Origin of the sequence: Kribbella sp. NBC_00662 (assembly GCF_041430295.1) — a bacterium.
GTDB lineage: Bacteria > Actinomycetota > Actinomycetes > Propionibacteriales > Kribbellaceae > Kribbella.
The window spans coordinates 4,638,395-4,652,826 of the sequence record NZ_CP109029.1 but is presented as its reverse complement, the minus strand read 5'-3'; the positions used below and the strand labels follow the sequence as shown (position 1 = coordinate 4,652,826).

The 14,432-nt window shown below is 66.8% G+C and carries 9 protein-coding genes; 4 read left to right on the top strand and 5 right to left on the bottom strand.

The features are described 5' to 3' along the window. The first annotated feature begins 106 nt into the window (after nucleotides 1–106). The 4 genes from OHA10_RS23415 (at nucleotide 107) to OHA10_RS23400 (ending at nucleotide 7,048) form a co-directional block, all read left to right on the top strand. The gene (locus OHA10_RS23415) at nucleotides 107–724 is read left to right on the top strand and encodes a hypothetical protein (RefSeq protein WP_371400903.1); all 618 of its coding nucleotides are present in this window, start codon (nucleotides 107–109) and stop codon (nucleotides 722–724) included. A 400-nt stretch (nucleotides 725–1,124) separates the two neighbouring features. After that, nucleotides 1,125–5,603: a hypothetical protein gene (locus tag OHA10_RS23410; protein ID WP_371400902.1), complete on the top strand. Its 4,479-nt coding sequence runs from the start codon at nucleotides 1,125–1,127 to the stop codon at nucleotides 5,601–5,603. Beyond that, on the top strand, nucleotides 5,600–6,577 hold the full coding sequence (locus OHA10_RS23405; RefSeq protein ID WP_371400901.1) for a hypothetical protein: 978 nt from the start codon (nucleotides 5,600–5,602) through the stop codon (nucleotides 6,575–6,577). Before OHA10_RS23410 ends, OHA10_RS23405 begins: the two co-directional genes overlap by 4 nt. Before the next feature lie 48 nt (nucleotides 6,578–6,625). After that, nucleotides 6,626–7,048 carry a carboxymuconolactone decarboxylase family protein gene (locus OHA10_RS23400; protein WP_371400900.1) on the top strand — a complete coding sequence of 141 codons (423 nt, stop codon included), beginning with the start codon at nucleotides 6,626–6,628 and terminating at the stop codon, nucleotides 7,046–7,048. A 170-nt stretch (nucleotides 7,049–7,218) separates the two neighbouring features. Here the strand turns inward: OHA10_RS23400 and OHA10_RS23395 are convergent, their stop codons facing one another. The 5 genes from OHA10_RS23395 to OHA10_RS23375 are packed head-to-tail and all read right to left on the bottom strand — an operon-like array spanning nucleotide 7,219 to nucleotide 14,188. Next, on the bottom strand, nucleotides 7,219–8,232 hold the full coding sequence (locus tag OHA10_RS23395) for an ABC transporter substrate-binding protein (RefSeq protein ID WP_371400899.1): 1,014 nt from the start codon (nucleotides 8,230–8,232) through the stop codon (nucleotides 7,219–7,221). A gap of 26 nt (nucleotides 8,233–8,258) precedes the next feature. After that, a complete protein-coding gene (locus OHA10_RS23390) occupies nucleotides 8,259–10,541 on the bottom strand; it encodes a glycoside hydrolase N-terminal domain-containing protein (protein ID WP_371400898.1) in 2,283 nt (760 codons plus the stop codon). A 6-nt stretch (nucleotides 10,542–10,547) separates the two neighbouring features. Next, nucleotides 10,548–12,209 carry an ABC transporter substrate-binding protein gene (locus OHA10_RS23385; protein ID WP_371400897.1) on the bottom strand — a complete coding sequence of 554 codons (1,662 nt, stop codon included), beginning with the start codon at nucleotides 12,207–12,209 and terminating at the stop codon, nucleotides 10,548–10,550. Between the two features lie 30 nt (nucleotides 12,210–12,239). Further along, nucleotides 12,240–13,190 (bottom strand): carbohydrate ABC transporter permease, encoded by a 951-nt coding sequence (locus OHA10_RS23380; protein WP_371400896.1) that lies wholly within the window; start codon nucleotides 13,188–13,190, stop codon nucleotides 12,240–12,242. After that, the gene (locus OHA10_RS23375) at nucleotides 13,187–14,188 is read right to left on the bottom strand and encodes an ABC transporter permease (protein WP_371400895.1); all 1,002 of its coding nucleotides are present in this window, start codon (nucleotides 14,186–14,188) and stop codon (nucleotides 13,187–13,189) included. The genes OHA10_RS23380 and OHA10_RS23375 overlap by 4 nt, the downstream gene beginning before the upstream one ends. Nucleotides 14,189–14,432 lie beyond the last annotated feature (244 nt).

Here is a 14,432-nt window from a genome sequence, read left to right as displayed (position 1 = left end):
TGTCAGGCGCGGCGATTTCATCCGTCCGGAGGACCGTTCCGACCGTTCTGATGAGGAATCTGTGAGAGGTCTGGTGCCTCGGAGTGACAGCGCCGACAATGCCCGTATGCCGTCAGCGCATCAACTCAGCCAGCCGTTCGTCGTCAAACGGCACGGAATCGGCACCACGACGACCGCGCTGGCGCTGGGGACCGTGGTGTTCGCGCTGATGGTCGCGCTGACGCTGGCGATCGTCGTGGTGCAGGTGATCCGCGGGGAATCGATCCGGGAGCCGCTCGAGGCGGTTTGGCTGGCTTGGGGCGGTACGCCGCTGATCTTTGCGGTCGGGTTGCCGATCCTGCTGCTGGCTGGGGCGATCACGGCGCTGGAGGAACGGCGCGAGTCGGACGATGCCGACGTACTGCTGACTGTTGACGACTCCGGGATCTATCTGGGTGGTGAGCAGCCGCGGACGATCCCTTGGGGGGAGATCCGTGGGGTCTGCCGGCTGGAACGGCACGAGGTCAACGACGAGGGCGACGAGATCTGGGAACCGCGACTCGTGGTGATGTTGCTGGACGAGGGGGCGCTGCCTCGTAGTACCAAGGCGTGGGGGCCGTCGTGCCCTTGGCCGGGGAGCCACGAGATTTTGGGGCGGACGCTCGCGTACGACGAACTGGTGAGCGCTGTGGCTCAACGGGCACCTCATATCCAGGTCACGAACCGCGGGCGCGTCGAGGACTGACTCTCTCCCCCGTCCGCGTGCTGGTGGGAGATCTTTGCCTGGAGCAATTGAAGGCGTGGAACTCGTGGGCTGGTGACCGATTGTGATCAGCGGTGGCCGTATTGGATCGTTGCGACACCACCGAGCTGCAAGGATGGACCGGGTGGATCGGCGGACCGTGGGAGACGATGTGGGCGGGCCCACGCGCGGCCGGGGGCGGGTTCTTGATGTGGTTGGGGCTGCTGAGCACAATCTTCGTGACGTTGATGTTGCTTTCGGTCCTGGGCTGACGGCTGTTGTCGGGGTGTCGGGGTCGGGGAAGTCGTCGTTGGCGTTTGATGTGGTTTACGGGGAGGCGCGGCGGCGGTTTGTCGAGTCGTTGGCGCTGGGAGGTAACAGCGCGCGGGTTCCTGCTGCGAGAGTGAGGCGGATCGACGGACTCGGGCCGGCGGTGGCCGTCGCTCAGAATGTGCTCAACCGGAACCCGGCCTCGACGGTGGCCACATCGGTCGGGCTGCACCCGTTCTTGCGGATTTTGTACTCGCGGTTTGCCGAGGTCGAATGTCCGCATTGCCACGTGCCGGTCCGTGCGCTCTCCGCCGAGGACCGCCTCACCACCGCCATGGAGCTGCTGGCACGAAACGACAATCTCGACGTCGAGGTCGCGATCGTACGCGGGCTGGTGGGAAGCCACGCCCGACTGCTCGCCGGCATCCGCGGACAGTTCGACCACATCACCGTCGACGGCACCCCGTGGCTGGCGGACTCAACGAGCCACCTCGACCCGTCGAGCGCCCACGACGTCGTCGTACGAGTAAATACCCTCCACCCGGGCATGCCGGCAGCCGAGATCCGAGCCACCTTGGAGCAAGCAGACGCCTTGGGCAAGCCCGAGGTGCTGCTCGGTGGTACGCCGGTACTCCGGGCCCCGATCTGCCCGCAGTGCGGGGCCTGGGTCCGGCCGCTCGCACCGTCAGCCTTCCGGGGCGAGACCGACACCTCGTCGCACCGCATCGACGGCGTCACGCTTCAGGAGCTGACGGCTCGATCGGTCACCGAAGTCCTCGACTTCGTGCAGCAACTGCCATTCGGCTCGCGCGCCAAGCGCATCCAGGACGAGTTGCTGCGGCGCCTCCGTCCGCTGCAAGAGCTGCGCCTCGGCTACCTCGCCCTCGACCGGCCGATGCCGACCCTGTCGCGCGGTGAGGCGCAACGCACCCGGCTCGCGGTCGTGCTCTCGGGGCGTCTCGAAGACCTCCTGCACGTCCTCGACGAACCGACCATCGGGCTGCATCACAGCGATCTCAGCCGACTGCTCGACGCCATCGCCGCCCTGCCCGGACCGGTGCTGATGGTCGAGCATGACCCCGTCGCGGTCGCCATGGCCGACGATGTCGTCGAGATCGGGCCTGGCGGTGGGGACGGCGGAGGACGGCTGGTGTTCCAAGGTCCGCCCGCGGACCTCTGGCGGGCCGGCACAGCATCCGGCATCGGCTTCTCCACCCGCGCCCGTAGACGCCGATCACAACGACCGGTATCCGACCAGCGAATCCGCATCAAAGGCGCGAGCCTCCGCAACCTCCGCGCCGTCGACTGCGAGATCCCACTCGGATCGCTGACCGTCGTCACCGGGCCGTCGGGAGCAGGCAAGACCACCCTGAGCCAAGCGGTGCTCCTCGCGTCGCTTCGGGAACGTGAGCCAGTCGGCTGTACTGCGTTCGACGCGCCGGCGACCCGCGCTCGCGCGGTGGATCAGGCGCCGTTGGGCAACAACCCGCGGTCGAACCCAGCGACGTACACCAAGGTGCTCGACCGGATCCGCGACGTCTTCGCGGACGAGACCGGACGGTCCGCATCGGACTTCACCTTCAACCGGGCAGAGGGCGCCTGCCCGGACTGCGAGGGCATGGGATCGGTCGCGATCGGTCTCAGCTATCTGGCGCCGATCTGGGTGCCGTGCGAGGCCTGCGAGGGCCGCCGCTACCGGCCCGAGGTCCTCGAAGCGATCTGGGCGGGGCGATCGATTGCCGACGTATTGGCCCTCAGCGTCGACGAGGCCAGCGAGGTGTTCGCCGAGCACCCCTCGGTGATCCGCATCCTGCAACCTCTGCAGGAGGTCGGGCTCGGCTATCTGACGCTCGGGCAACCGTCCCCAAGCCTTTCGGGTGGGGAAGCTCAACGTGTACGGCTCGCCCGCGAGGTGGCCAAGGCGCGTTCCGGCGACCTTGTCCTGCTCGACGAGCCCACGACAGGTCTGCATCCCGGCGATCTCGATCGATTGCTCGCAGTACTCGATCGGCTGACCAGCAGCGGTTGCACGGTGGTCGTCGTCGAGCACCAGCCTGATGTGATCGCCGCCGCCGACTGGCGCATCGATCTCGGCCCGGGTGGTGGTCCCGATGGCGGCCGTCTGCAGCATTGCGGGCCGCCCGTCCCCGACAAGCAAACGCCGGTACCGCCTCGCGCCGAACCGCGCACCGACCGCCGGTCCAGCGATGCGATCCGGGTACGCGGCGCCCGCGCCCACAATCTGCAGGGTGTCGACGTCGACTTCGCGAAGGACCGGTTCACCGTCGTCACCGGCGTATCGGGTTCGGGCAAGTCGTCGTTGGTCCGCGACGTACTCGAGTCGGAGGCGACCAGACGGCTGCTCGAGTGCCTGTCTGTCTACGAGCGGCAGTCGGTCCGTGAGGGTCCGGAGGCTCCGGTCGACTCACTGACCGGCCTTGGCCCGACGGTGAGCATCGATCCGTCCGGCCTGAGCTTCGACGGACGCGGGCCGGGTTTCTATGTATGGGATGCGGACCGGGTGACCGTTGGACGGTCCAGCGATCTCGACCGCCTGCTCGCCGTGATCATCGCCCGGGCCGGCGTCCGCACCTGCCTTGTCTGCGGCCACGAGACAGTACGCCGGACGTCCTTGAAGCCAGAGTCGCCGTGGAGCTGCAGCGCCTGCGGGACCAGTGCGGTGCCGATCGAGCCGCGGCATCTGGTGGGGTCGCCGGTGTCGATCTGTCCGCAATGCCTGGGCCTCGGAGTCGAGCACGAATTCGAGTTCGCCAAGCTGATCGTGCACCCGGACGTGCCCGTCGCCGACGGCGTCTTCGGCGGCAGCTTGTCCTGGTTCCGCGCGGGCCCCGGGCTGTCCTGGTTCCGCGACGGTCTCGAGTCGCCGATTCGGTTGCTTGCCGAGCGCCTCGGTTTCGACCTGGATCGTACTCCGTGGGCGGAGCTGGGCGACGAGGCCCGGCAGGCCGTCCTGTACGGCGACGGGTCGTGGGAGGGACTGAACCACTGGGCACCGAACGATGTCGGCGGCAAGGATTCGACCGCGTTTCCGTGTCGCGAGTGCGCCGGCCGGCGGCTGCGTCCGGCGTACCTGACAATCCGCCTTTCGGGACTCGCGCGGGACGAGCTCTTCGCGACCTCGCTCGCCGAGCTGGAGACCGTACTGACTTCGCTGGACGTGCCCGACGATCCACAGGCGGCTGACGCCCGGACCGTCGCGCTGCGTCGGCTCGGCTTCCTGCGTGCCGTCGGACTCGGCTACCTCCACCTGAACCGGAGCACCTGGACGCTCTCGGCCGGTGAGGCGCAACGAGTCAAGCTGGCGTCGGTGCTCGGCGACGGGCTGGTCGGGATGACCGTACTGCTGGACGAACCGTCCAGGGGCCTGCATCCCTCGGAGGTGGCCGCCCTGGCCCGGACACTGACCGATTTGCGGGCCGCAGGCAACACTGTCATCGCCGTCGAGCACGACCCGATCATCATCCGCGCGGCCGACGATGTGATCGAGATCGGCCCCGGCGCCGGTCCGTCCGGCGGTCGCCTGGTCGGTGCGGACAGCCCGCAGTCGGTGACGCGAACAATTCTTGACGGGGAGGCTCCTGCGGTGCGACGAGAGCGCCGGCGGGAGCCGACAGGTTGGATGAAAGTGACCGGTGCGCGGGAGAACAACCTCGACGGACTCGACGCCCGCGTACCTCTCGGCGTACTCGTCGGCGTCTGCGGGGTGTCCGGGTCGGGGAAGTCGTCGCTCGTCGTCGACACCATCGCGCTGGGTCTGGCTCGACCGAAGACCAACATTCCCGGGCGCGGCGTGGTCCGCGTCCGGCCCGGCGACCACGACACGATCTCGGATGCGCCCGGGCGTACGGTCGTGGCCGACCAGTCCCGCGCCGAGATCACGTCCCCTGGAATGTTCCTCGGGCTCATCGGCGCAATCCGGAAGGAGTTCGCCGCGAGCGAGGCGGCCGTCGAGCAGGGCATCACGATCAAGGACCTGACCTACAACTGCGACGCCTGCAAGGGCAAAGGGGTGTGGCAGCAGGACATGTCGTTCCTGCCCTCGGTTAGCCAGACCTGCGATGCCTGCGGCGGATCCGGGTACCGTCGCGAGGTCGCCGCTCTGCTCGATCGCGGCCGGAGTCTCGCCGACGTCGACGCCCTCACCATCGCCGAGCTGGTCGACGGGTGGGGCGACATCGATGCCGTACGGCGGGTTGGCGGTGCCGCCGTCGAACTCGGACTCGGCTACCTCGTACTGCGCCAACCGGGCTGGAGCCTGTCGGGCGGCGAAGCGCAGCGGCTCAAGCTTGCCAAGGAGTTCGCCCGTACGACGAAGGCTGCGGCTGTCTACGTGCTCGACGAACCCACGGTCGGACTGCAGGCCACCGACGTCGCCGTACTCGTCCGCACTCTCGACACACTCGTTGCTGCTGGCAACAGCGTGCTGGTCGTCGAGCACGATCCGGCCTTCCTCGCCGCCTGTGACTGGCTGATCGAGCTCGGGCCGGGCGCCGGACCGGATGGCGGGCGGATCGTCTTCGAGGGTCCGCCCGACGCGATCGCCGAAGCCGGCACAGCGACCGCGCCCTATCTCCGCGAGGTACTGCGATGAGTATCGGCACCCTTCTGCTCGGCGACCCGTCGCCGTCCCTGCGGTGGCGGGCGGCGCGCGAACTGGAGGGGGCTGACAACGAGGACGCCGAGGTCATCGCGTGGCGTTCGGAGATTGATCGAAGCCCCGCGGTTGATGCGCTCGTCACCGAGCTGGCTGCGGCCGGTCCCTACGAGGCGGGATACCTGCTCTGTCGACTGGCTCACCTCGGCTACGACGGACCTGCCACGGCGGTCGCGGTCGAGAAGATCTTCCGCCTCCAGCGGCCGGACGGATCGTGGTCGGTTCCCGGGCCGATCGAAGGTCCTCGCTTCATCACGATGCATACCGTCGTACCGTTGCGCGGGATCGCCGCCGCTGGGTTCGCAACGGATCCTCGCGCGGAGCGTGCGTACGAGTGGCTGCTCGGCGTCCGGCTCGACGACGGATCGTGGCCGGCAGGGCCGAAAGCCGACCTGGGACAGGCGGGGCGCCCGGCGCCACCGGAGAAGGAGTATCGCCGGTTGACCCGCGGGCTCGGGTGCCGATCGGCGACGACCGGCGCGGTCGCGTGCCTCGCGATGCATCCCACGCGACGGCAATCCGACGCCGCGCGGATCGGCGTCGACCATCTCCTTGCCCGCGAGACCCGCGATGCGTCGACCATCGGGTGGGAGGTATCTCGCCTCGTCGGGCTCGAGCGGGCGATGGGACAGATCACGTTCTATGCCACCTTCGACCTCGCGTTCCTCCTCGACCTCGCCTCCCGGTGCGACGTCTCGCCGCAGGACCGCCGGATCCATGACCTGGTCGACTACCTGGAGAGCCTGCGCGGTCCGTACGGCCTGTGGCAACACTCCGTCCATCCGCAGCTCAGCGGGTGGCTGTCTCTCGACCTGGAAACCAGCCTCCGCCGCTTCGAGTCCGGCGACTGGATCGGCAACGAGGAGCCCGCCGGCTTCACGCCGTACCAGCGCGGACCACGCCGGAACTGAGACTGCTCACCGGCCACCGTCGCCCGGTCGAAGGTTAGCGTCGGGTGCATGACGGCTCCCGACATCAACAGCCCCGAAGAGCAGATCCGCTACCGCCGAGGCCTGGAGGTGATGAACTCCGTCGATGGTGGTTCGGCACCCGCCGTGATGGAAAACCTCGCCGACATCGCACCGGCGCTGGCCCACCACATCGTTGCGTTCGGCTTCGGCGACATCTATTCGCGCCCCGGCCTAGATCCCAAACAGCGCCAGCTCGTCACGCTAGGCATCCTCACCGCACTAGGAGGCTGCGAACCCCAACTAGAGGTCCACATCCGCACGTCCCTCAACGTCGGCCTGACCCCGACCGAAATCATAGAAACCTTCACCCACGCGGCCGGCTACGCAGGCTTCCCCCGAGCCCTCAACGCAATAACAACAGCCAAGAAGATCTTCACCGAACGCAACCTACTCCCGGTAAACCAGGACTGATGCCGACCGCACCACTCCAGGCGGACCGGTCCTTAACCCGCGAGCCCGACCAAGCTCTTCAATCCCCCGCAGCCCGCGCTCGACCTCGGGCACCAGCCCGCGGAGCACGCGGGGGCGAACCACCCTCCACGCGAGGGGCTACAACCCCAGTCGCGTGCGGAAGCGGGTTGCTACCCCTTCGGGCCGAGTAGTTTTTCGAGGTCCGTGAGTACGTCCATCGCGCCGATCGGGCCTAGACCGAGGAACCACACCTCGTCGTCGACGCGGGCGGACTTGCCTGCCTTCACCGCGGCGAGAGACTTCCACAGGTTGCCGTTGACGACCTTGTTCTCGTCGGTGGTGTCCGGTTTGCCGTAGCTGGAGTAGAAGATCCAGTCGCCGGCGGCCTTGCCGATGTTCTCCTGGGAGACCTCGACGGCGAGATCCTGGACGTCCTGGATCTTGGGGCGCGGCAGGCCGATGTCCTTCAGGATGACGCCGATGAACGACAGGTTGCCGTACAGCCGGATCTCCCCCGGACGGAAGCGGACCAGCGAGATCGTCGGCGAGCCCTGCACCTTGGACTTCACGTCGTTGGCGCGCTTCTGGTAGTCGTTCAGGATCTCGGTGGCCTTGTCCTCCTCGCCGACCGCGTCCGCGACCAGCAGGAAGTTCTCCTTCCACGGGAACCCGGGGCGGATGCTGAAGACCGTCGGCGCGATCGCGCTGAGCTTGTCGTACAGGTCGTTCGCGCGCAGCTTGCTGCCGAGGATGAGGTCCGGCTTGAGCGCCGCAATCGCCTCGAGGTTCAGTTCGCTGATACCGCCGACCGTCTTGATGCCCTGGGCCTTGTCGGCGAGGTACGACGGTACGCCGTTCTGCCCCGCGGTCGTCGCCATTCCGACCGGCGTGATGCCGAGGGCAAGTACGTCGTCCAGCTCACCACTGTCCAGTACGACGACCCGCGTCGGCTTCGCCGGGATCTGCACGGACCCGAGCGCGCCCTTCACGGTCCGCGGGAACGCACCGGGCGCGGCATCCGAGCCGAGCTTGGCGGTCTCGGTGTCCGCGGTGCTGAACAGCCGCCCGCCTGTGGCGACGTCCTTGTCCCCGACCCCGGTGTCCGCACTCTTGGCGTCACCACCACCGCAGCCCGCGACGAGCAGTACGGCGGCCGACACGACGATCCCTATCAGCTTCTTCACGGACGTTGAGCCTACAACAACCAAGGTTAGGCAGTCCTAACCAGGTCCATCTGTTGGCCCGCCGCGAGCTCCACGGTCCGCTCCCCGTCCGGCAACATGATCCGGTGGGTTCCCGGGTGCGACGCCCGTACGACGGCCTCCGTCAGTACGCCGTTCCGCCAGCTCACGTCGAACGACAACCCGCCGCGAGCACGCAAACCTCGGAACGACCCGTCGGACCAATCGGCGGGCAGCGCCGGCAGGACGCGGATCACGTCGCTGTGGCTCTGCAGCAGCAGTTCCGGGATGCAACCCGTCATGCCGAAGTTCGCGTCGATCTGGAAGATGTCGCCGTCGCGGTGCAGGAGGTTGTCCGACACCAGCCGGCTCAAGTAGTCCTGGATCACCGCCGCGGCCTTCGCCGGCTCGAACAATCGCGCCCACAGCGCCACCAACCACGCCGCGGTCCAACCGCCGTTCACAGCACCGTCGGTCCGCAGTTCCAGCGAAGCGCGTGCGGCCGCGGCCCATTCCGGCGTACGCGTCGGGTCGATCTCCGCGCCCGGGTACAAACCGTACAGATGGGACTGGTGCCGGTGCTGCGGCTCGGACGGCGGCCAGTCCGTCGGCCATTCGTACAAGCGCCCGTCAGGCGTCACCCGCACCGCAGGCAGACGGTCACGCGCCGCCGCAGCACGCGAAACCACCGAATAGTCGAGGCCCAGCACCGCGGATGCTTCAGCCAGGTTCGCGAACAGCTCGCGGATCAACCAGATGTCGTACGTCGACGTCAGATCAACGGAAGCCTTCGCACCCGACGGCAGGATGAAGTGATGTTCCGGCGCCGTCGACGGGATGAACTGCAGCACCCCGTCGCCGTCCTCGACAAGCATCGACAGCACGAACTCCGCCGCGCCCTCGATCAGCGGGTACGCACGGTCGCGCAGGAAGTCCACGTCCAGCGTGAACCGATAGTGCTCCATCAGATGCGCGGTCAGCCACACCCCGCACGTCGCACACATCGCCCACACCGGATCGTCACCACCGGCCCCGACCGGCCAGGTCGCGCACCACAGGTCCGAGTTGTGATGCGACACCCACCCGGGTGCGTCGTACAGGATCCGCGCTGTCTCAGCGCCGGACGACGCCAAGCCCTCGAGCAGCACAACGAGAGGATCGAAGCACTCGTGAAGGCCGGTCAGGTCGGCCGGCCAGTAGTTCATCTGGGTGTTGATGTTGTTGGTCCAGTCGCTTGCCCACATCGGCCGGCGGTCCTGGTTCCAGATGCCCTGCAGGTTGGCCGCCTGCGTCCCGGGGCGGGACGACGCCATCAACAGGTACCGACCGAAGTTGAAGGTCAGCGCGACCAGGTCCGGATCGTTGCCCCCGGCAGCTACCGCCTTGATCCGCTCGTCGGTCGGCAATTCACTTGGCGCACCCAACGAAAGGGAGGAACGGTCGTACAAAGCCACGTGGTCCTCGACGTGGCGCTCACGAAGCTTGTCCATGGCAACCGTGGCCAACGCATCGACCGCGGACCGGAAAGCCACCGATGGATCCCGCCCCGGCGGCACCGACCATCCCGCGAACGTGCTCGCAGCTGACAGCAGCACCGTCACGCTGTCGGCGCCGCGCACGGCGACACCGGAAGCGGAGGGGTCGACGGTGCCGCCGTCAGCCAGCACACGGAGCGCGACACCGAACCCGATGCCACGCCCTTCTTCGTACCGGATCGGATCCGGACTCTCCCGGTACTCGATCGTCAGATCCGACGGCGCATGCCCGACCACGCCATAGAGGCCATCGGCAACTTCCGACCGAACCGGGTGCTGACTCTCCAACGCCAGGTCGAGATCGACAGCACCGGGCCGGTCGGCCGTGATCTTCCACACCATCACCTGGTCCGGCGTGGACACGAACGTCTCACGCCGGAACCGGGTCTCATCCACTGTGTATTCCACACCGACGACCCCGGTGCGCAGATCCAGACTCCGCCGGTAGTCCGTCGGCGAACCAGCCGACCGGATCACCAGGTCGGCGAGCGGCTGGTACGACTCCACCAACGGACCCTGCAACGCCCGGGTCCGCTCGGTGGCCGCCAGCCGATCGCCTTCCACCAGCAACAACCGTCGTACGTCGGCCAGCACCGCCGGCCCGTCCGGCACGGTCAACGTGCGCGGACCGTCACCCGACCAGACGTCGTCGAGGTTGAGCGCGATCCGTTCCTCGCCGACCCGGCCGAACACCTTCCCGCCGAGGTGCCCGTTGCCCACCGGCAACGCCTCGAACCAATCAGGTGCCGGGGTGCGGAACCACAGTTCGTGCGACATGAGGAGTTACTTGCTCCCGGACTTGTACTTGTCGTAGGCCTGCTGGTTGATCTCCAGGTACCGCGGCATGCCGGTGCTGTCGAGACCCTTCACGTACGCGTCCCAGTCGGTGTCGATGTTCTTCGAACCGGTGATGAACGCCAGCTGGTTCTGGTTCACGTAGGTGTTCAGGTTGGTCTGCAGCGTGGCGATCTCGCCGCTCAGGCTCGGGTCCGGCCACATGAACGCCTGCGGGAACCACTGCGACTTGTCGACATGTCCCTCGTACTGCTTGGTCGCCTCCCACAGCCGCCGCTCGAGGCCGGCGCCGCTGTAGATGTCCTTCGGCGTGACCTGCGCGTTCCGGAAGGCCAAGGTGTTGTTGTACTGGCCGAGCGCGCCCCAGCTGATGTTCTTCGGCGCGTTCTGCACCGGCTTGTACAGCGGCTTGGTGCTCGCGTCGAGGGCGATGTCACCGGCGGCCGGCTTCGTCCAGCCGACACCCTCCGGGCCCATGTTGGTGATCATCTGGCCTTCGTCGCTGTAGATCCAGTCCAGCATCTTGATCGCTGCGACCTGGGCCTCCTTGCTGGCCTTGTTGGTCAGCATGAACGTGTAGCCGGTCGAGGTCGGGTGGTTGTACCCGGTGTAGCTCTTGCCCTCCGGACCGGTCAGCGGCGGCACCGCGTCGTACTGCTTGTCGCGGCCGTCCTTGGAGTCGAGCTGGACGAAGATGCCCGGCCACAGGACCGGCACCGATCCGAGCTTGACCGCCTTCGGGTCGTTGCCCTGGGCCTGCAATGCCTGCGCGTTCTGGGTGAAGGCCGCCTGGTCGATCAGGCCGTCCTTGTAGAGGCCGTGGATGTACTTCAGACCTTCCTTCCACTGGTCCGAAGTCACCGGGGTGACCACCTTGTCGCCCTGCAGCGTGAGCAGCGACCGTACGCCGTTGTTGGCGCCGACCGGGTCGTACGCGAACGCGTTCATCAGGTACGCGATCAGGCTGCTGTCCTGGACGTCGGTGGTCATCGGGATCTCGTCGGCCTTGCCGTTGCCGTTCGGGTCCTTGGTCTTGAACGCCTCGAGCACGTTGCGCAGGTCGTCGGTGGTCTTCGGCACCTGCAGGCCGAGCTTCTTCAGCCAGGCGCTGTTGATCCACAGCTTGTCCGGGTAGGTGCAGTGGAAGCAGTCGGCCCACTGCGGCAGCGCGTAGATGTGACCGTCGGGCGCGGTCGCCATCTCCTTGTATTCCTTGTTGGTGTCGAGCACCTTCTGGATGTTCGGCGCGTTGTCCTTGATCAGGTCCTCCAGCGGCACCGCGACACCCTGCTGGCCGAGCTTGAGCACCTCGGCCTGGGTGAACGCGTCGACCCACGGGATCAGGAAGAACAGATCCGGGTAGTCGCCACTGGCGAGCGCGATCTGCCGCTTCTCCTTGGCCGGCCCGGCGTCGTACGTCGTGGTCTGCCAGCGGAACTGGATCTTGAACTTGTCGCTGATGATCTTGGTGACCGCGTTGGTGGTCAGGTTGGTACTGGAGTCCGACGGCGTGAACGTGTCGATGACGACCTTGCCGTCGGCCGAGGTCTCGTTCGCCGCTCCCTTGGACGATTTGTCCGAGCTGCACGCCGCCAGGGCGAGCGCGCCGGCGGCCGCCAGCGCGACGACCTTGCTCACGGATGAGCGCATTGCTGTGTTCCTCTCTGAAGTGGGCCGAGTTCAGCCCTTGACCGCGCCGACCATTACGCCCTTGGTGAAGTGGCGGGCGACGAACGGGTAGATGATCAGTACGGGCAGGCTCGAGATGACGATGAGCGCGTACTTGAGGACGTTGGCCAGCTGCTGCTGTTCGAGCTGCTGGGCCAGGTTCGTCGTGGTGGTGGATCCGGTGAGGGTGTTCAGGATCAGCACGTTGCGGAGCACGATCTGCAACGGGTACAGACCGGGGTCCTTGAGATAGATCAGGGCATCGAAGTAGCTGTTCCACTGGAAGATCGCGTACATCAGCGCGATCACCGCGATCACCGGCTTGGACAGCGGCAGCACGATCGACCACAGGAACCGCAGGTCGCTGGCCCCGTCGATGGTGGCCGCCTCGTACAGCTCGTCCGGGATCGTCGACCGGAAGAACGTCCGGGCGATGATCACCTGCCAGACCCCGATCGCGCTCGGAATCACCATCGCCCAGCGGGTGTTCAGCATCCCGAGGTCCTGGACCACCAGGTACGTCGGGATCAGGCCGCCGGAGAACAGCATCGTGAAGATCAGCACGCTCATGATCACGTTCCGGCCGAAGAACGTCCGGCGGGACAGCGGATACGCGATCGCGATCGTCAGCGTGACGCTGATCAGGGTCCCGCCGATCGCGTAGATGAACGAGTTCAGGTAGCCCTTCATGATCAGCGGATCGCTGAAGGCCTCCTTGTACGCGCGGATACTCGGCTCTATCGGCCAGAACAGCACCCGGCCGGCACTCACCGCCGACGGGCTGCTGAACGAGTTCGCGACGATGTAGATCAGCGGGACCGCGACGATGATCAGCGCCAGCCAGAGCATGATCTTCACGCCGACCAGGAAGATCTTGTCGGTCCGCGTCTCCTCGATCGCGGTCCGCTTCGAGCGCTCCGGGCGCGGCGTCGTACGCCGGAAACCTTGCAACGTGATGCTCATGACCAGAGTCCGTTTCCGGTGATGCGCTTGGCGACGAAGTTCACGCCGAGCAGGAGGAAGAGGTTGATCACCGAGTTGAACAGCCCGATCGCGGTCGCCATGCTGAAGTCCGCGTTCAGCAGACCGGTCTTGTAGACGTAGGTGGCGATGATCTCGGACTGCGAGGTGTTCAGCGGGTTCTGCAGCAGGAACGCCTTCTCGAACCCGATCGACATGATGTTGCCGACGCCGAGCACCAGGATGATCACCGCGGTCGGCATGATCCCCGGCAGGTCGACGTGGCGGATCCGCTGCAGCCGGCTGGCGCCGTCGATCCGGGCCGACTCGTGCAGCGCCGGGTCGATCCCGGACAGCGCGGCGAGGTAGATCACCGCGGAGTACCCGGTGGTCTGCCAGACGTCGGACCAGACGTAGATGTGGCGGAAGTAGTCCGGGTTCCCGAGGAAGTCGATCGACGGTACGCCGAACAGCCCGATCGCGTCGTTGACGAAACCGAGCCGCGGGGACAGCACCAGGATCGTCATCGAGACCACGACGACGGTGGAGATGAAGTACGGCGCGTACGTGACCAGCTGCACGGTCTTCTTGAACCGGCCGTTACGGATCTCGTTCAGCGCGATCGCCAGGATGATCGGGATCGGGAAGCTGGCCAGCACCGTGTAGACCGACAGCAGGAAGGTGTTCTTCACCAGGGTCCAGAACACCGGATTCTGGAAGAAGAGCTCGAAGTTCTTGAACCCGACCCAGTCGCTGCCCCACGGGCCCTTGACCGGGCTGTAGTCCTTGAACGCGATCACCGCGTTCGCGATCGGGATGTACTTGAAGATGACGAAGTACGCGAGCGGTACGACGACCAGCAGGTAGAGCTGCCAGTGCCGCCGCAGGCTCCGCCGGGCCTGGGTCCGGCGGCTCGTTCGCGGTGGCTTCCGGGCAGCCGTCCTGTCCGCCCGCGACGCCGGGGGCGCCGGCGCCGTTTTCACCTCGAAGGTTGCGCTCACTCCGCATCCTTTCCCTCACGCGCTGGAGTGGAACCGATATCCGATAGGATCTCGGGTTTCGCTATCCCGGAGGATGACACACATTCCCTCCGGAGCGGAAGACTTCCCGGCCGGGTCGATACCGGACGGTGACCGATGCGCCCGGATCCCTTGCACAAAAGGGGTATCGAGTGTTGCCTGCAGCAACTACCGGACGGCAAACGCCGAATGATCCGATGGCCAGCCATCGGATCCGGGCACACAC

What these genes read in the sequence shown, in the direction of transcription:
- OHA10_RS23385 (WP_371400897.1), bottom strand. Translation starts at nt 12,209, where the DNA reads ATGCGCTCATCCGTGAGCAAGGTCGTCGCGCTGGCGGCCGCCGGCGCG.
- OHA10_RS23380 (WP_371400896.1), bottom strand. Translation starts at nt 13,190, where the DNA reads ATGAGCATCACGTTGCAAGGTTTCCGGCGTACGACGCCGCGCCCGGAG.
- OHA10_RS23415 (WP_371400903.1), top strand. Translation starts at nt 107, where the DNA reads ATGCCGTCAGCGCATCAACTCAGCCAGCCGTTCGTCGTCAAACGGCAC.
- OHA10_RS23400 (WP_371400900.1), top strand. Translation starts at nt 6,626, where the DNA reads ATGACGGCTCCCGACATCAACAGCCCCGAAGAGCAGATCCGCTACCGC.
- OHA10_RS23390 (WP_371400898.1), bottom strand. Translation starts at nt 10,541, where the DNA reads ATGTCGCACGAACTGTGGTTCCGCACCCCGGCACCTGATTGGTTCGAG.
- OHA10_RS23405 (WP_371400901.1), top strand. Translation starts at nt 5,600, where the DNA reads ATGAGTATCGGCACCCTTCTGCTCGGCGACCCGTCGCCGTCCCTGCGG.